The following is a 16,962-nucleotide window of genomic DNA, read 5'->3' on the forward strand; positions in this document are numbered from 1 at the left end:
TTACAACGACGTCTCGACGATCATTGCGGTCGCCGTCGCGGTTGCCACCACCCTGCCGCCTGCATCGCGCAGTTCCCCTGCCAGGTGGGCGATGCGTCCACCGCGCCGCACGACGCGACCGTGTCCGATCAGTGTGCCCGGGTGGGCGGGGCGAAGGAACTGGACCTGTAGATCGAGCGTTGGAGCGAACTGTTCGTCGTCGAGCGTTGCCACCAGTGCCGGGCCGAGGGTGTCGTCGAGCATCGCCGCGAGGAAGCCGCCCTGCACGTGGCCGACCGGGTTGGTGAACGCGGGGCTGGCCTCGAATCCGACCTCGATCGTTCCGGCGGTGGTGTCCAGATTCCGTAGCGACCAGCCGAGCGTGTCGGCGGCCGGTGGCCTCGGTAGCTCGCCGTCCTGCACTCGTTGGAAGAAGTTTTTATCCGAAGCCATTAGGATAGATTCTCGTGGTTGACGAGAAGGGCGTCAAGCGAAGGTACGACAACAGCAATCGGGTGGACGCCTCCGCGGCCACCCGGGCGGCGATCCTCGACGCCGCGGCGACCCGATTTGCCGAGATCGGCTACGCCCGCACCACAATGAAAATGGTCGCTGCCGACGCTCAGGTCCACGTCGACACGATCTACGCCTTGATCGGTCGCAAACCCGAGATGATCGGCATGTTGGTCGAGCACTCGCTGTCGGGCTCGTCCGAGGTCGTACCAGCGATCGAGCGTGACTACGTGGCCGAGATTCGCCTGCTCGACGAGCCCCTGGCCAAGCTGGCTCGCTATGCCGCGGCGACTGCAGCGATGCACGAACGGGGCGCCTGGCTGTTCGGTGTGCTGCGCGATGCGGCGGGTGGCGACCATGTGGCTCGGGATCTCCTCGAGTACTTCTCTCGGCGGCGCGCCGACAACATGGCGCTGTTCGTGCACGACCTCGGGATCGACGATGTCGACGGGACCGTTGCCGACACGATCTGGGCCTCGGCCGACCCACAGATCTTCCTCCGCCTCACCGGCGAACGTGGGTGGGACGTGGAGCGATACGAGTCGTGGCTCGCAGCGCTCTGGCAACGGTTCATCGAGCCGTTGCTGCGCTAGAACTGGCGGAGCACCCCGGTCACGGTGGCGGCCAACACGACCACCAACCAGAAGGGGGCCTTGAAGTAGGCGGCGATCCCACCGGCCATCACGCCGGCTGCTCGCTCGTCGAGCACGAGCGACCCACCCGAGTTCAGTGTGCCGTCGATGATGAGCGCCGCCAGGAGGGCCGGGGGCAGCAGTCGACCGAGTCCGACCACGATCGGGTTGGCGGCGACGCTGCCGACGCCGAAGTTCCCGGCCGCCTTGAAGGCGAACGCGCCGGTGGCGAGCAGGAGGAGGGCGGCCCAGCTCACTCGGGCAACGGCCCCAGTGTGACGAACGCGAGCACCGCTCCGAGGGCGGCGGCGAGCACGGGGATGCCCGGCCGCGTGAAGGGGATGAGGGCGGTAGCGATCCCCGCCCCGGCGACGGCTGCGAGCAGGCCGGAGCGGTGGCGCAGCGCCGGCATCATCAGAGCGATGAATCCGGCAGGAAACGCAGCATCGAGTCCGAGCGCCGCCGGATCACCGATCGCATCGCCGCCGACTGCGCCGAGGAGCGTGCCCAGGTTCCAGAAGACGAAGACCGACAATCCGCCGGCGAGGAAGGCGTCGTAGCGCTTGGCCGGGTCTTGCTGCGCCAACCCGAGAGCCGTCGACTCGTCGATGGTGAGCTGGGCCGTCGCCACCCGCTTCCACCACGGCGTGTCCGGCGGGACGAGCTTGGCCACGCTGATGCCGTAGAACCCGTTGCGAGCGGCGAGCAAGAGCGCAGAGGCCAACGCTGCAGCCGCACTGCCCCCGGCGCCGATCACGCTGGCGGCGGCGAACTGCGAAGCGCCGGTGAACACCAGGAGCGACATGGCAACCGCCTGCGCGACCGAGAAGCCGCTCGTCGTCGCCAACACGCCGAACGCGACACCGAAGACGCCGACAGCGATGCCGAGCACGATGGCGTCGCGACGATGGGGCGAGATCGGCATCGTCGGAGCCTATTGCCGGACCCCAAAACCCGTACCTTGCGCTGTAAGGCAGAACGATGGCATCGGGCGCCGTCCTTGGACTAAGTTCCGACCAACTCGTACCGCAACTCAGGAGAGAGCACATGCGCATCAAGGTCGATTCCGAGAAGTGTGAAGGCCACAACCGCTGCTATTCGATCGCCCCCGAGCTCTTCGATGTCGACGACTACGGGTACGCCTCGGAGAAGGGTGACGGCGTCGTCCCCGCCGAATTGGAAGACAAGGCCCGCCTCGCCATCGACAACTGCCCCGAGTACGCCATCAGCATCGTCGAGGACTGATCGCAGTGGCCGACACCGACGACACCATCACCGGGCCGCCTCCACGGGAGGCGGTCACGGACTGGACCACCGACTACGACATCTTCGACGCCGAATACATCACCGATCCCTACCCGATCTGGGAGGATCTTCGTGGTGAGTGCCCGGTGGCGCACACCGATCGGTGGGGCGGTTCGTGGCTGCCCACGCGTTACGAAGACGTCGTGGCGTTGGCTCGGATGGTCCCGGAGTTGTCGTCGGAGGACCCGATCGTGGTCCGGCCGCCCGAGGCAGCGCAGAACATCCTTCCCGGTGGGGCGTATCACACGGTCAACGCACCACCCATCAGCGCCGACCCGCCGGTCCACACCTGGTCCCGCCGCCTGCTGTTGCCGGCGTTTTCGCCGCACGCCACCGAGGAACACGAACCCGGGACGGTCGCGCTCTGCAACCAGCTGATCGACGGTTTCATCGACACGGGCAGCTTCGACGGCGCCGTCGACTACGCCCAGCAGATCCCGCCGCGGGTCATCGCCAACCTGTTGGGAATCAACCCTGACGATGCCGACCAGTTCGTCGACTGGGTACGAGGCACGCTCGAGCTCGGCTTGTCGAACCCGGCGATCCGAGAGAAGTACCGGGGCAAGATCGCCGACTTCTTCATGGCCGAGATCGCCGACCGGCAAGTCAATCCGCGTGACGACCTCATCTCCCGCCTGCTCGACACCGAGATCGACGGCGAGAAGATCCCGGTCGAGCACGTGCAAGGCACCTGCAACCTGATGCTGGTGGCGGGCATCGACACCACATGGAGCTCGATCGGCTCAGCGGTATGGCATCTTGCCTTACATCCCGAGGATCGCCAGCGCCTCGTCGACGATCCGTCACTCATCCCCAATGCGGTCGAAGAGTTCCTGCGGGCCTACTCGCCGGTGACCATGGCCCGAGTCGTGTCCGAACGCGACGGGGTCGAGTTCAACGGCTGTCCGATGCACTATGGCGACAAGGTGCTGATGAACTTCCCGGCTGCCAATCGCGATCCCGAGGTCTTCGAGAACCCCAACGACGTGATCATCGACCGCGAGCGCAATCGTCACATCGCGTTCGGTGTCGGCATCCATCGCTGCGCCGGATCCAACCTGGCTCGCATGGAGATGATCGTGTCGCTCACCGAGCTGCTCCGTCGGATTCCCCAGTTCGAACTGGCCGATCCTGAGGCCGTCACGTGGGCGGGCGGTCAGGTGCGCGGGCCCCGGATCCTTCCCATCCGCATCCTCGATTAGTTCACGATTGCCACCCTGGCCATGGCGACCAGGGCGGCGATGGCACACACCACCAACACGGTGACCCGTAGGCGGGTATCGACCCACGGGATGAACTTCGGCGCGCTCAGGATGCCGAGCGTTGTCGCAGGCATGAACACCAGTCCGGTGCGAAGGTCGGCGGCGGTGAGCTCACCACTGATCGCCAGGATGGCGGCGCTGAGCGGAGCACCGACGAACATGAGCACACTGACGGTCGACCGAAGCTTCGGCCCGGTCTCGTGTTGGTAGAGCAGGCCGAGTGGCGGTCCGCCGATCCCGACGGCGGTGCCGAACAGTCCCGAGATGGCCCCGGCACCGACCAGGGTGGCGCGATTCCGCTGGATCGACGGAGCCCACAAGCTCAGCGCGACGGCTGCGAGCACGACGAGGCCCCCACCGATGGCGAGTACCGAACGATCGACGCTTCGTACGAGCAGTACTGCGGCGAGCATGCCCGGAATGCGGCCGCTCATCAGCCATGCCACCTCGCCGAAGTCGGCGCCGGACCAGTTGCGATACAGGTTGATGGTGACGAGCGGGATCGACGCCAACAGCACGGTGCCGGGCAGGAGCGCAGGTTCGAGCGAGACGAGCACGGGGAAGGCCAATACGACCATCCCGAAGCCGATGCACCCCTGCAGGATCGCACCGACGAAGACCGCCAGGAGCGCAGCGACCAGGGCGAGTCCGACAACATGCACCCTGGGACGCTAGCAAGCAAGGCGGTACGGTCGGTCCGTGAAGAGCTTTCTCTATCTCCACTGCAACGATCTTCCCGCGGCACGTCACTTCTATTCTGCGCTGATCGGCTTGGAGGAGGTCTATCACTCCGACGAGCCGCAGGCGGTGGGCTACCGAGTCGGATCGCTCCAGCTCACGATGGTGGATGCCGACGTGGTTCAGCTTCGGCAGGGCTGGTCGTCTCAGCTCGGCTGGGCTGGGGGCGTCGAACCGCTGCCGTCATGGGGGTTCGAGCTCGAGGGACGCGCCTTCGTCGAAGCCGTCGAGGCGCTGCTCGCCGAGGGTGTCCCGGTTTGGCGGGACCAGCCATCTTGGGTCGGGTACTGGAGCTTCCCGGTGCGTGATCCGATGGGCAATACGGTCGAGCTCAGTACGCCAGATCGAGATTCTTGGCCCGCTGGGCTAGAACGTGAGGCATGACTCTCGACTTCGAACAGATCACGCTCGAGGTGGCCGACCACATCGCCACCCTCACGCTCAACCGGCCCGACCGTCTGAACGCCTTCACCGGCCAGATGATGACCGAGATGATCGAGGCGTTCGATCACATCGACTCGAACGACGACATCCGAGTGGTGGTCGTCACCGGTGCCGGGCGTGGATTCTGCGCCGGCGCCGAACTCGGTGACGCGGGCGGCGACACCTTCAATGCCGGCGCTCGCGGTCGCGATACCTCCCAGGTCGAGCGCGATGGCGGCGGCCGCACCACCTTGCGGATCTTCGAGTCCAAGAAGCCGGTCATCGCCGCCATCAACGGACCGGCGGTCGGTGTGGGCATCACGATGACCCTTCCGATGGACATTCGGCTGGCGGCCGAGAGCGCCAAGATCGGGTTCGTGTTCGCCCGTCGGGGCATCGTGCCCGAGGCGTGCTCATCGTGGTTCCTGCCTCGGCTGGTCGGCATCAGCCAGGCCCTCGAGTGGTGCTACAGCGGCCGGGTCATGATGGCCGAGGAGGCCGGCAAGGGCGGGCTGGTCACGGTCCTGCCCGATGACGAGCTGCTCCCTCGTGCGTATGAGTTGGCGCGGGAAATCGCCACTCATGCCGCGCCGGTGTCGGTCTCGCTCACCCGGGCGATGCTGTGGCGGGGCCTCACCTTCGACCATCCGATGGAAGCGCATCGCGTCGACTCCCGAGCCATCCAAGCGTTGGGCGCCATGGCCGACGCCAAGGAGGGTGTGGTGAGCTTCCTGGAGAAGCGCGACCCCCAGTGGTCGCTCAAGCCCAGCGAGGACACCCCCGACGTCTTCCCCGATTGGGTCGAGCGCCAGTTCTCCTGAGTTCAGCTGTGCCCGCTTTCACCCTCGGAAGCCAGGGCGACCAGCCGATACTCACATGATGCGCCAACTGTTGACCTACGCCAACCGGCTGCTGCTCTGGCTGGAACGTCACCCCGTCTCTCGGGCGGGCGCCTTGGCGTTGGCGTCGGCGCGCCGTCGGCGCAGTGCCTCGTCGGGGCCGCTGTGGCGTCGGATCACGGCGCAAGCGCTCGGTTCGCTCCTGGTGTCGTTCGGTGTCGCCGTGACGCTGGCGACCGACACCGGCGTCGGCCCGCTCGACGTGTTCACGATCGGACTGGCCGAACGCCTCGCCCTCCCGTTGTCGGTCGCCGTGTGGTCGATGACCGGCGTCTTGATGGTGATGGCGACCGTCCTCCGCAATCCTCCGAGGCTCGGCACCTTGATCACGCCGTTCGTGATCGGTGCCGTCCTCGGGCCGCTGTCCAGTGTGATGGCACCGCTCGGATCACTCCCGTTCGTCTACGGCATGCTGGTGCAGGCGGCAGCAATCACGGTGATCGGTCTCGGCGCCGGCGCCATCGTGGTCTCTGGCTTCGGCGCCGGACTTGGCGAACTGATCAGCGAGGCGACGTCGTTGCGATTCGGGCGGTCGGTGTCGTTGACGAGGCTGACGTTCGAGATCTCGTTCCTCGTGATGGGGATCGCGATCGGAGGACCGTTCGGCCCCGGCACCCTGCTCGTTGCGGCGTTGATCGGTCCGTCGGTCGCCAGCGGCGTTCGCTGGTGCGAGCCGCTGGTGACCGGACGGACGACGACGATCAGCGATACGCCGCTTGGCTCTCCTTCCACGAACCACCATCGGACCGAGGTTCCCGAGGCAGGCCGAGCACTCGTTCACCGATGATGTTGCGCTGCACCTCGGAGGTGCCGGCGTAGATCGTGCCCGGGCGGGCGACGAAGAAGCTTGACATCCAGTTCGCCGCCGTGTTGGCGGTGCCGATGGCCGGTGCGCCGAGACCGCCACGGGTATCTTCGCCGAAGCCGACCATCGCCTCGGCCCCGAACAAGTTCATGGCCGCTTCGGTGATCTCCTGGTGGTACGAGCTCCAGAACAGCTTGCCGATCGACGACTCGGGGCCGGGTTGCTGACCCTTGAGGTAGCGGCTGAGCGCCTGCATGCCCCGGTAGCGCATGATCTCGACCTTGGTGTGGAAGCGAGCGATGTCTTGGCGCACCATCGGGTCGTCGCTCTTGCCGAGTTCCTTCGCCGCTTCGATGTAGGAGTCGAGCTCGGCTCGGAACGGCAGGTATTGGGTGGTGGCCCCGACGCCTCGCTCGTAGCCGAGCAGGGTGTTGGCCACCGACCAGCCATTGTTGACCCCGCCGAGGACATTCTCCTTCGGGCAGGTGGCGTCGGTGAAGAACACCTCGTTGAAGTGATCGTGGCCGGCGATGTTGGTGATCGGCCGGACCTCGACGCCCGGCTGGTCCATCGGGACGAGGAGGAACGAGATGCCCTTGTGCTTGGCCTCATCGGGGGCCGTGCGAGCGAGGACGAAGATCCAGTTGGCGGTGTGACCCGAGCTGGTCCAGATCTTCTGGCCGTTGATGACCCACTGGTCGCCGTCGAGCTCGGCCCGACAGCCGAGGTTGGCGAGATCGGAACCGGCGTCAGGCTCGGAGTAGCCCTGGCACCAGACGTCTTCTCCCGACATGATGCGCGGGATGAAGTAGGCCTTCTGCTCCTCGGTACCGACCGACAGGATGGTGTTGCCGACCATCCCGATGCTGAAGCCGTCGTTTCCGCCCATCGTTGGCACGCCACGTTTGGCGAATTCCTCGTTGAGCACGACGTGCTCGAGGTGGCTGAGGCCGCCGCCGCCGTACTCGGCGGGCCAGTTGGCCGCGAGGAGGCGGTTCTCCTGCAGCGTTGTCCGCCACTTCTCGGTGAACTCGGCCCGCTCTGACCCGGCAAGCGCACCGATGCCCTGCCAGTCGTCGGGAAGGTTGGCGTCGAGGAACGTTCGGATCTTGGTCCTGAATTCCTCGGTTTCACTCGGGTAGGTCATGTCCATGGGGCGCAAGCTAGTCGCCCGAGTGAGAGGCGTCAGATTCGCTGAGGACCCCGGCTGAGGTCGACGGTGGCCGTGTGCTCGGTCATGTCGTCCTCCATGAGATCGTTGAGCGCTTGCACACCCGCAATGATCTCGCGGACGGCGTTGGTGGCGTACTCGACTTGTCCCAGCATCTGGTGTGCAGCCGATGACTGTTCACTCATCTCCCGGTCGATTTCTTCCTGCACGCCGGCGATGTCGTTCACCCGTTCCATCACCAGTGCCATGCGGTGATCGGAGTCGGCCATCTGGGCCTGGATCTCCGCCGTGGTGGCAGTGATCTTGTCGGTTGCATGCCGGGTCGTCTCAGCCAGGTCCTTGACCTCGTTGGCGACGACGGCGAACCCCTTGCCGGCCTCGCCGGCTCGTGCCGCTTCGATGCTGGCGTTGAGGGCGAGGAGGTTGGTGCGAGCGGCGATGTCGTCGATGAGTGCGACCAGCGTGGTGATCTCGTTGCTCTTCTCGGTGAGCTGCTCGATCGTGGCCTTCGCATCGGCGCTGAGCGAGGAGGTTTCGTGAGCGATGTCGACGACACCTCGGATGAGGTCGCTGACCTTGCTGGTGCCTTGCGTGAAGTGGCCGACGACGCCACTCACGTCGTCCATCGACGTCTGGATGCCGGCAGACGAGGTTGCGAGCCGGCTCGACTGGTTGGCCATGTCGGCCTCGATCGTTGCGCGGTGGCGGATGTCGTTCTCCTGGGCCCGCAGCAGCGAGTTGGCGATCTTGGTCTGCTGCTCGTAGGCGACCCAGTTGGCAGCGATCGATGCGATGAGCATGACCACGAAGACGACGTGGATCCCACTCCACAGCCACGGGCTCTCTTGGCCGTAGTCGGTCTTGAACACCAGCGACGGGTCGTACAGGCTCATGCCGGCGTGGTGCACGAGGGTGTAGACCACGGCGGCGAGGAACGGTCGGATGTCGACGTACAGGCCGCACAGCGACAGCACGACGAACCAGTGGAAGTGGGCTTCGGTGAGTCCGCCGGTGAAGTGCACGAGGATCGACGCAGCGGCCACCAGACCGACCGAGCTGACCGTCGACTTGATCAGTCGCGACGGTCCGGTGCGGGCGTAGAAGGCGAGGACCGCGGGTGGCAGGCTCTCGATGATGGCGTGCCACCAGGCGTAACCGGAGGCGAGGCCGATCACGAGCAGCACCGGCGTGTGGGCTGCCAGCACGATCGTGATGATGCGATGGCGCAACTCGAACTGGGCGCTCGAGATCGAGCCGCCCTTCGGGATGTTGGCCTTGATGACGGTCGAGTCCATTCTTGCAGTCTCGGCACGCTCGAGCGCTACGAAAGAGCGACGTACCGATTCGTCTGGCGAGCGGGACGTGGGTGCGACAGAGTGGCGCCATGAACGACATCCGGCCCTTCACGATCGCCGTCCCCGACGAGGTGCTCAGCGACCTCGCCGACCGACTTCGTCGCACCCGCTGGCCCGAGGCCGAGCTGGTCGACGACTGGTCCCAGGGGGTGCCGCTCGCCTACGTGCAGGAGGTGTGCGCCTACTGGGCCGACACCTATGACTGGCGGGCACGTGAGGCACGGCTCAACCGGTTCGACCACTTCATCACCGAGATCGACGGGCTCGACATCCACTTCATCCACCAGCGCTCCTCGAATCCCGACGCCACCCCCTTGGTGCTCACGCACGGGTGGCCGGGGTCGATCGTCGAGTTCGACAAGGTGATCGAACCGTTGACCGAGGCCGGGTTCCACGTGGTTGCGCCTTCACTGCCGGGCTTCGGGTTCTCGGGCAAGCCCACCAGCACCGGCTGGGGCGTCGAGAAGATCGCCGAGGTATGGGGCGAACTGATGGCCAGGTTGGGCTACGACCACTACCTCGCCCAGGGCGGTGACTGGGGTTCGGCGGTCACGGCCAACATCGGTCGCTCGCAGACCGAACACTGCGACGGTGTGCACATGACCCTCAACATGGGCGGGCGTCCGCCGGCGGGCGAGACCGAACTCGGACCCGACGAGCTGTACGCGCTCGAGCGGGCGAAGTACTACAGCGACTGGGATTCGGGCTACTCGACCCAGCAAGCCACCCGCCCCCAGACGGTCGGCTACGCCCTCGCCGATTCCCCATCGGGCCAAGCGGCCTGGATTCTCGAGAAGTTCTGGGCATGGACCGACTGTGACGGGCATCCCGAGAACGTGTTGTCGCGCGACGAGCTGCTCGACAACATCATGCTGTACTGGGCAACCTCGTCGGCCACGTCCTCGGCCCGCATCTACTGGGAGAGTTTCGGTCGGGCCAAGGACCGCCGCAACATCACGATCCCGTCGGGCTTCACGGTCTACCCCAAGGAGATCGTGCCGCCGGTCCGTCGCTGGTGCGAGGGCATGTTCACCAACATCGTGTCGTGGAACGAACGCACCAAGGGCGGCCATTTCGCCGCCTTCGAGCAGCCCGAATCGTTCGTCGACGACGTCGTGCAGTTCGCTGCCGCCGTCCGGGCTGCGACGTGAACGATCCGCTCGACGACTTCGACTGCTCGCCCTTCACCGCAGCCGGCAGCACCCGTGCGGTCTACCGCCAGGGGAGTGGGCCCGCCGTCGTCATCCTGACCGAGATGCCCGGCATCACGCCCGACGTCGCCGACTTCGCCCGGCGTGTGGTGTCGGAAGGCTTCAGCGTCACCATGCCCGACCTCTTCGGCACCCCCGGACGGCCCTTCTCGAACGGGTACGTGCTGTCCTCGATCGTCAAGGGCTGCGTGTCTCGGGAGTTCGTCGCCTTTGCTCGCGAGAAGACCTCGCCGATCACCGAATGGCTCCGGCCACTCGTCGCCGACGCACACGAGCGAGTGGGCGGTGCCGCCGTGTCGAACGGCGTGGGCGTCGTCGGAATGTGCTTCACCGGCGGCTTCGCGCTGGCGCTCACGGTCGATCCGTTGGTGCGGGTGCCGGTGATGAGCCAGCCGTCGATGCCCTTCGGGTTGACCAAACGAGGCAAGTCCGATCTCGGGCTCGACCCAGCCGACCTGGCCGTGGTCAAGGATCGTGTCGAGAGCGAAGACCTCTGCGTCGTCGGCCTGCGGTTCACGGGCGATCCATTGGTGCCGGCAGAACGCTTCGAGCGTCTACGTGCCGAGTTCGGCGAGCGCTTCGTCGCCGTCGAACTCGAGAGCGCAAACAAGCAACAGCATTCGGTGCTGGCGATCGAGTACGACCCGGCGCCAGGCAGCCCGACACGCAACGCGTACGAGCTGGTGATCGACCACTTCCGGCGCTTGGCGCCGACCTGATCAGACCAGGCGCTGCAGGATGGCGCCGACAGCGAAGCCGCCGGTGGCGATGGCGCCGGTCATGCCCAGCGTGACGCCGAAGCGACGGAGCCGCTCGGACGCGAGCAAGCTGGTCGGCTGGGTTGTCGGTGGCGAATCGATGATGAGCACGTCGTCGAACGTCTGCACGTGGTCGGTGTCGGCCAGCTGGTGCAGCGCCGCACGTGCCGCCGCCTGCAGGCGACGACCCTCCTCGGACAGGAGCGACTCGCTGACCGCCGGACGGTGATGGTCGAGCACGGCACGCGCGGCGGCCCCTCGCTCGGCCTCCGGTAGCTGGGTGGTGACATAGTCGAGATCGTCGAGGAGTGCCTGGACGGACTGGTGGGCGATGTCGTTCCGCGTCAACGCCACGCGGGTGGCGGGATCGGTCGAGTCGTCGAGACGGAGTTCTTGCACGGTTGACGAAGTTATCCAGCGGGTGCCCCCGCCGGGGGGATGCTTCCCGATTTGCTTGTTGAAGCAGGTCGGGCCAGCGCGGGAAGGGCGAAGTGGGAGAGCATCGCAATACCGAACACGACCAGGCCCACCTGGTTGCCCACCACGGCGACGATCCCGAGATGAAACGCACCGGCGACGACCACACCGACCGACCGCCCTCGCCACACCAAGACCGCAAGTACCAGCTCGACCACGATCACCCACAACGCCACGGCGGTCAGCGACCGGTCCGGAAGATCACGGGCGATCGGGAGCCCGATCACCCCGTCGGCCGTTCGGCGGAGCACGTCACCCGACAGCCACGGTGATCGCAGCTTCGACAGGGCTGCGAACACATAGACCACCGAGATCTGCGTACGCACCGTCAACCCGAGCACCCAGTGGTTCGACCATGTGAGCGTCACGAGCAGGCACAGGTTCCAGATCAGGAACGTGTGGTTGCTGTAGAGCTGCTGATCACTCACAAGCGTGAGCCCTGATGCGACGACGACCGCCGCCGCCCCCGGTCGAACCGGCCCTGCGATCAGCAGAACGGCTCCGATCAGCCAGATGATGGCGACGGCTGTCGGCAAGGTCGGCGTCGGAAGTTCGACCCCCACGATCACCACCGGCACCCGCAACCGGCCCGGCTCGATGCTGACATCGCCGACCTGGTCGACAGCGTCGATCACTGCCGCCGTACCGAGGACACGAACGAACCATCGCTCGGAGCGCATCAGCATTCGGCCGTCGTCGAGTCGGTGTCGAACGACACCGTGACCGCCGCCGCATCAGGACGAGCGCACAGATAGCGGACGAGCGCGTCGTCGAGGCGAACCTCGACCCGCGGCCGGAGCAGGAGCCGGTCGACATCGACCGCCTCGGTGCTGCCGTCCTGACCGACCACGGTCGCGGCGTAGCGACCACCACCCGAGGTGAACATCTGCCAGCCGAACGCCGACGGCCGGGGATCGCTACCCCTGAGGGCGAGCAGGAGGGCAGGAATCGCGATCTGGATCGCCACGATCAGCGAGACCAGGCGGCGGGGCCTGGTCACGTTGGTCGGCGGTACACGCCCTCGCCGGCCCAACGCCGGATCCGGATCAGGTCGATCGTGAGCAGCACCGTGTCACGCACCAGTCGGACCGAAGACGTCTCGGTGTTGCGGACCGACACCGGGATCTCGTGCAGGCTGCGGCCGTCGAGCTCGGCGATGCAGAACAGCTCGACATCGAAGCCGAATCGATCGATGCGGCACCGTCGGAACATCGACTGGGCGACATCGGACCGGAAGCCCTTGATGCCGCACTGGGTGTCGCGGAAGTGGCCGAGAAGGACGAGGTGGGTAATGGCGTTGATCACCCGGCCGCCGAGCTGGCGGATCCTTCGGGCCCTCACGAGGGTGGTGGTCTCTTCGTGTTGGCGGCTGCCAACCACGATGTCCCAGCCGGACTCCAGCTCGTTCATGATGTCGAGCACGGCCGATGGGGGATAGGCGAGGTCGGCGTCGGTGAACACTCGTGAGCGGCCGGTGGCGGCCATCATCCCGGCTCGCACAGCTGCGCCCTTGCCCTGATTGGGGTCGAGGACGACCACGGTGGCGCCGGCCGCTCGAGCCTGTTCGGCGGTGTCGTCGGGCGAGCCGTCGTCGACCACCAGGATCTCGAGGTCATCGCCGACCTCGACGCCGATCGTGCTTCGCAACTCGTTCACCGTGTCGGCGATGCGGTGACCCTCGTTGTAGGCGGGCACGACCACCGACAGGCGGACCTCACCAGGAGCCGCCGCCTGCGACACCCGCTCACCAAGCGTCTGGCGAATCTCGGTGAACAGCACCCACCGGTAGGTCAGCCACCGAGCGCCGGCGGCAAACACGATGGCGACGAGTTTCGTCGGCCACGGAGCAGCGCCGGCCCATGTCAGGAAGCTGACGATCATCACATCGAGTGCACCGGCGATGGTGGCCATCGACACGAAGGTCATCGGGTGGCGAACCCAGCGACTCTGCCGATCATTGCCGAACGTCGCGAACCGATTGGCGAGGTAGGAGAACACGGCCGCCACACTGAGCGAGACCACGTCGGCGGGAACGGCGCCGGCTCGACCCTCCAGTCCGAGGAACAATGCCAGATCGATCGCGGTCGTCAAGACCCCGATGCTCAGGAACGTTCGAAGCCGTCGTCGCACATGCGGAACCTAGCGTCTGGCGAGACGGCTAGGGTCCAGGGCGTGACGAAACACACCCTTCACATTTCTTGCGTGCTAGTCAAACCCGTAGTGTCTAGATTGCCGAGGCATGCGGGAGATGATCGACTTGACTGATGCCGCGCCGGCACCGGCTCTCCGCTTCGTCGACGCGGGCAAGACGTTTCCTGACGGAACGGTCGCCCTGCGCAACGTCACGTTCGATGTGCGTCCCGGAGAGTTCGTCACCGTCGTCGGCCCCTCTGGGTGTGGCAAGAGCACGTTGCTGCGGTTGGCCTCCGGTCTCGACGAGGTCACCGAGGGTTCGTGTTCGGTCGATCGGAGCAATATCGGCTACGTCTTTCAGGACGCCACCCTTCTGCCGTGGCGCAGCGTGCTCCACAACGTCGAGTTGATCGCCGAACTCCACGGTGAGCCAGCGCCGTCCCGGCGTCAGCGAGCGATGGACGCCATCGGCAAGGTCGGCCTCACGGGGTTCGAATCCCACTACCCACGCCAGCTCTCCGGTGGCATGCGCATGCGGGTCTCGTTGGCCCGCTCGCTGGTGATGTCGCCGCCGATCTTCCTGTTCGACGAGCCCTTCGGCGCACTCGACGAGATCACCCGCGAGCTCATGAACGAAGAAACACTGCGCCTGTTCCAGCAGGAAGGTTTCGCCGGATTGTTCATCACCCACTCGATCACCGAAGCGGTGTTCATGAGCACACGAGTGCTCGTCATGTCCGGTCGCCCTGGCCGGATCGTCGATTCCCACGACATCCCGTTCGGGTATCCCCGCGATCCCGACCTCCGTTTCGATCCCGAGTTCGCTCGCATCAGCGCCGAGCTGAGCCATGCCCTGCGAGGAGCACACACATGACCGAGGTCGTTGCCGCTGAGCCCGTCGTCGAGACCGACGAGCCGATCGCTGTCCTGGCGCCCACTCCGGCATCACGGCGCGACCCCGTGGCGAAGCGGGTGGGGCCCCCGCTGGTGGTCTTCGCCGGCTTCATTGCCCTCTGGTACGCCTACGCCCGGTTCGTGCTCGACGAGAACGGACGCAAGACAGCGTTGCCCTACCCGCACAAGGTGCTCACCTCGTTCTGGGATGGCAAGATCGGGGATCAGCCCTGGCAGTTGTTGAGCGCCCTCTGGGTGACCTTTGAAGTGGCGATCGTGGGCCTGGTCATCGCCATGGCCATCGGGGTGACCTTTGCCGTGCTGATGAGTCAGGCCAAGTGGGTCGAGACGTCGTTCTACCCCTATGCGGTCTTCCTCCAGACGGTGCCGGTGCTGGCACTGGTCCCGCTGATCGGCCTGTTGATCGGGTTCGGCTTCTGGTCGCGGGTTCTGGTCTGCGTGATCATCAGCCTCTTCCCGATCATCACCAATACCCTGTTCGGCTTGAAGTCGGCAGACAAGGGACTTCACGAGCTGTTCGCGCTCCACAACTCGAGTCGCAAGACCAAGCTGATCAAGCTGCAGCTCCCGGCCGCGTTGCCGGCGATGTTCACCGGCTTCCAGATCTCGGCCGGACTGTCGGTGATCGGCGCGATCGTCGGTGGACTCTTCTTCCAGCGAGGCCCTCGAGATCTCGGGAACCGCATCCTGCTCTACAGCAGCCGTCTGTCGCCGGGCGAACTGGTGGCGGCCATCATCTTGTCGGCGCTGCTCGGCATCGTGTTCTTTCAGTTCTTCGGCTCGCTCGGACAGCGGCTCACCCGTCATTGGCACCAGCCAGTGCAGTGAGCAAGCACCGCAAGCGTCAATGATCCACGTCGTCCGTTGAGGCGGGCGCGCAACATGGGAGAGAGAATGAACCGCACGAAATCCAACGCACGATGGCTCCAGCTGTCGGCTCTGCTGATGGCTCTCGGGCTCGTCGCCGCTGCTTGCGGCAGCGACAGCGCCAGTGGCGGCGACGACGCTGCTGTTGCCGACGACGCCGGCAGCAGCGATGGCGGCAGTGATGGCGGCAGCACCGAAGGTGTAGCCGGTAGCCTCGCCGACTGCCCGAACCCGATCGTCATCCAGACCGACTGGTTCCCCGAGTCCGAGCACGGTGCGGTGTACAACCTGACCGGCGGCGAGGGCTCGGTCGACCCCGAGTCCGGTCGCTTCAGTGGTCCGCTCAGCGCAGATCCCAGCATCACGGTCGAGGTTCGCGCCGGCGGTCCGTTCCTGGGTGACCAGACGACGATTGCCGTGATGGCCACCGACCCTGACATCCTCCTCGGCTACGTCAACACCGACGAAGCGATCAACAACTATGCGGACTTCCCGACCACGGCCGTGTTCGCACCGCTCGACATCAATCCGCAGATCATCATGTTCGATCCCGAGACCTACCCGATCTCGAGCTGGGACGAGGTCAAGGAGACCGGGGCCGTCATCGCCCACTTCGGTGGCGCGACCTACACCGAGTACCTCGTCGGCGCCGGCATCGTCGATGCGGGCCAGCTCGACGGTTCGTACGACGGTGCCCCGACTCGGTTCATCGCCGAGGGTGGCGCATTGATGCAGCAGGGGTTCGCCACGCAGGAGCCCTACAACTACGAGAACGTGTTCACCGAGTGGGGCAAGCCGGTCGACTTCCTGCTGATCCACGACGCCGGTTTCGAGATCTATCAGGGCCCGCTGACGATCCTCGACTCGAAGCTCGACGAGAACCGTTCCTGCCTCTCGGCCCTCGTGCCGGTGCTGCAGCAGTCGGCGGTCGACTTCCAGAACGATCCGGCAGCAACCAATGCCGCGATCCTGCAAGCGGTCACCGACATCGACAGCTTCTGGCAGCTGACCCCTGACGGGATGACCAACACGGTCAGTGAGATGACCCGCCTGAACATGGTCGGCAACGGCCCGAACAGCACCATTGGCGACTTCGACATGGACCGAGTCAGCGAGGTCATCAAGGTCGTGCAGGAGCAGGTGCCATCGATCAACGTTCCCGAGGGGATCACCGCCGAGGACCTCGTCACCAACGAGTTCATCGACGAGTCGATCGGCCTCTAGTCCGAGCGGAAGGCCGGCCCTTTGGGGCCGGCTTTTTCGCGCCCGGAATCGAATGGGTCGCACGGCCTAGTGGGCGGGAGTTTGTGCCCATCAAGAACACCCTCGAATCGGTCGTAGTCATGCGTGTCAGCAAGACATCCGAATCCGAAGGACTTGGGATGACCCCCACCCCGATTGACACCCCGAGCAACGATGGCGACATCGTTCGCAAATGGTGAGAAACGAGCAACACATGAGCAACGCAATGAAGGCACGGCTTTACGCCACCACCGCCGTCGTCGGCCTCAGCGGCCTC

At 65.8% G+C, this 16,962-nt stretch carries 21 protein-coding genes; 11 read left to right on the top strand and 10 right to left on the bottom strand.

The genetic code is table 11. The features are described from left to right. Window positions 1-432: a PaaI family thioesterase gene (locus tag R2733_16860; GenBank protein MEZ5378180.1), complete on the bottom strand. Its 432-nt coding sequence runs from the start codon at window positions 430-432 to the stop codon at window positions 1-3. 14 nt (window positions 433-446) lie between these two features. Here R2733_16860 and R2733_16865 point away from each other — a divergent pair, with 14 nt between their 5' ends. Then, window positions 447-1,085 carry a TetR/AcrR family transcriptional regulator gene (locus R2733_16865; GenBank protein ID MEZ5378181.1) on the top strand — a complete coding sequence of 213 codons (639 nt, stop codon included), beginning with the start codon at window positions 447-449 and terminating at the stop codon, window positions 1,083-1,085. Here the strand turns inward: R2733_16865 and R2733_16870 are convergent. Together R2733_16870 and R2733_16875 are read right to left on the bottom strand one after the other, a co-directional pair. Continuing rightward, on the bottom strand, window positions 1,082-1,381 hold the full coding sequence (locus R2733_16870; GenBank protein MEZ5378182.1) for an AzlD domain-containing protein: 300 nt from the start codon (window positions 1,379-1,381) through the stop codon (window positions 1,082-1,084). The genes R2733_16865 and R2733_16870 overlap by 4 nt on opposite strands. Continuing rightward, window positions 1,378-2,049 carry an AzlC family ABC transporter permease gene (locus tag R2733_16875; GenBank protein ID MEZ5378183.1) on the bottom strand — a complete coding sequence of 224 codons (672 nt, stop codon included), beginning with the start codon at window positions 2,047-2,049 and terminating at the stop codon, window positions 1,378-1,380. Before R2733_16875 ends, R2733_16870 begins: the two co-directional genes overlap by 4 nt. 122 nt (window positions 2,050-2,171) lie before the next feature. On the opposite strand from R2733_16875, the gene R2733_16880 reads away from it, so the two are divergent. Next, window positions 2,172-2,369: a ferredoxin gene (locus tag R2733_16880; protein MEZ5378184.1), complete on the top strand. Its 198-nt coding sequence runs from the start codon at window positions 2,172-2,174 to the stop codon at window positions 2,367-2,369. 5 nt (window positions 2,370-2,374) lie between these two features. Beyond that, window positions 2,375-3,631: a cytochrome P450 gene (locus R2733_16885; protein ID MEZ5378185.1), complete on the top strand. Its 1,257-nt coding sequence runs from the start codon at window positions 2,375-2,377 to the stop codon at window positions 3,629-3,631. On the opposite strand, the gene R2733_16890 is transcribed toward R2733_16885, so the two are convergent. Continuing rightward, window positions 3,628-4,353, bottom strand: a complete 726-nt coding sequence (locus tag R2733_16890) for a sulfite exporter TauE/SafE family protein (protein MEZ5378186.1) — start codon at window positions 4,351-4,353, stop codon at window positions 3,628-3,630. The two genes, R2733_16885 and R2733_16890, sit on opposite strands and share 4 nt — an antisense overlap. Window positions 4,354-4,390: 37 nt before the next feature. On the opposite strand from R2733_16890, the gene R2733_16895 reads away from it, so the two are divergent. The 3 genes from R2733_16895 to R2733_16905 are packed head-to-tail and all read left to right on the top strand — an operon-like array spanning window position 4,391 to window position 6,538. Next, window positions 4,391-4,813: a VOC family protein gene (locus R2733_16895; protein MEZ5378187.1), complete on the top strand. Its 423-nt coding sequence runs from the start codon at window positions 4,391-4,393 to the stop codon at window positions 4,811-4,813. Continuing rightward, window positions 4,810-5,673, top strand: coding sequence for a crotonase/enoyl-CoA hydratase family protein (locus R2733_16900; GenBank protein MEZ5378188.1), 864 nt, complete (start codon window positions 4,810-4,812; stop codon window positions 5,671-5,673). Before R2733_16895 ends, R2733_16900 begins: the two co-directional genes overlap by 4 nt. A 58-nt stretch (window positions 5,674-5,731) precedes the next feature. Further along, entirely contained in the window at window positions 5,732-6,538 is an 807-nt protein-coding gene (locus tag R2733_16905; GenBank protein ID MEZ5378189.1) for a hypothetical protein, read from the top strand. Here the strand turns inward: R2733_16905 and R2733_16910 are convergent. Both R2733_16910 and R2733_16915 read right to left on the bottom strand, forming a co-directional pair. Then, complete coding sequence (locus tag R2733_16910) at window positions 6,453-7,709, bottom strand: acyl-CoA dehydrogenase family protein (GenBank protein ID MEZ5378190.1); 1,257 nt, start codon at window positions 7,707-7,709, stop codon at window positions 6,453-6,455. The genes R2733_16905 and R2733_16910 overlap by 86 nt on opposite strands. Window positions 7,710-7,741: 32 nt before the next feature. Further along, window positions 7,742-9,022: a methyl-accepting chemotaxis protein gene (locus R2733_16915; protein ID MEZ5378191.1), complete on the bottom strand. Its 1,281-nt coding sequence runs from the start codon at window positions 9,020-9,022 to the stop codon at window positions 7,742-7,744. Between the two features lie 89 nt (window positions 9,023-9,111). Here R2733_16915 and R2733_16920 point away from each other — a divergent pair, with 89 nt between their 5' ends. Both R2733_16920 and R2733_16925 read left to right on the top strand, forming a co-directional pair. Continuing rightward, window positions 9,112-10,233, top strand: a complete 1,122-nt coding sequence (locus tag R2733_16920; protein ID MEZ5378192.1) for an epoxide hydrolase — start codon at window positions 9,112-9,114, stop codon at window positions 10,231-10,233. Next, window positions 10,230-11,012, top strand: coding sequence for a dienelactone hydrolase family protein (locus R2733_16925; protein MEZ5378193.1), 783 nt, complete (start codon window positions 10,230-10,232; stop codon window positions 11,010-11,012). The genes R2733_16920 and R2733_16925 overlap by 4 nt, the downstream gene beginning before the upstream one ends. Here the strand turns inward: R2733_16925 and R2733_16930 are convergent, their stop codons facing one another. From R2733_16930 to R2733_16945, 4 genes are read right to left on the bottom strand one after another with little or no spacing between them, the layout of a single operon-like run. Further along, window positions 11,013-11,450 carry a hypothetical protein gene (locus R2733_16930; GenBank protein ID MEZ5378194.1) on the bottom strand — a complete coding sequence of 146 codons (438 nt, stop codon included), beginning with the start codon at window positions 11,448-11,450 and terminating at the stop codon, window positions 11,013-11,015. It lies immediately after the preceding gene. Between the two features lie 11 nt (window positions 11,451-11,461). Continuing rightward, on the bottom strand, window positions 11,462-12,214 hold the full coding sequence (locus R2733_16935; GenBank protein MEZ5378195.1) for a hypothetical protein: 753 nt from the start codon (window positions 12,212-12,214) through the stop codon (window positions 11,462-11,464). Next, complete coding sequence (locus tag R2733_16940) at window positions 12,208-12,528, bottom strand: hypothetical protein (protein ID MEZ5378196.1); 321 nt, start codon at window positions 12,526-12,528, stop codon at window positions 12,208-12,210. Before R2733_16940 ends, R2733_16935 begins: the two co-directional genes overlap by 7 nt. Beyond that, window positions 12,525-13,658 carry a glycosyltransferase gene (locus tag R2733_16945; protein MEZ5378197.1) on the bottom strand — a complete coding sequence of 378 codons (1,134 nt, stop codon included), beginning with the start codon at window positions 13,656-13,658 and terminating at the stop codon, window positions 12,525-12,527. Before R2733_16945 ends, R2733_16940 begins: the two co-directional genes overlap by 4 nt. Before the next feature lie 109 nt (window positions 13,659-13,767). Here R2733_16945 and R2733_16950 point away from each other — a divergent pair, with 109 nt between their 5' ends. The 3 genes from R2733_16950 (at window position 13,768) to R2733_16960 (ending at window position 16,667) form a co-directional block, all read left to right on the top strand. Next, the gene (locus R2733_16950; protein ID MEZ5378198.1) at window positions 13,768-14,535 is read left to right on the top strand and encodes an ABC transporter ATP-binding protein; all 768 of its coding nucleotides are present in this window, start codon (window positions 13,768-13,770) and stop codon (window positions 14,533-14,535) included. Continuing rightward, window positions 14,532-15,404 carry an ABC transporter permease gene (locus R2733_16955; protein ID MEZ5378199.1) on the top strand — a complete coding sequence of 291 codons (873 nt, stop codon included), beginning with the start codon at window positions 14,532-14,534 and terminating at the stop codon, window positions 15,402-15,404. Before R2733_16950 ends, R2733_16955 begins: the two co-directional genes overlap by 4 nt. 117 nt (window positions 15,405-15,521) lie before the next feature. Beyond that, the gene (locus tag R2733_16960) at window positions 15,522-16,667 is read left to right on the top strand and encodes a hypothetical protein (GenBank protein MEZ5378200.1); all 1,146 of its coding nucleotides are present in this window, start codon (window positions 15,522-15,524) and stop codon (window positions 16,665-16,667) included. Window positions 16,668-16,962: the final 295 nt, after the last annotated feature.

It is taken from the genome of Acidimicrobiales bacterium, assembly GCA_041394265.1.
Lineage (GTDB): Bacteria > Actinomycetota > Acidimicrobiia > Acidimicrobiales > SZUA-35 > JBBQUN01.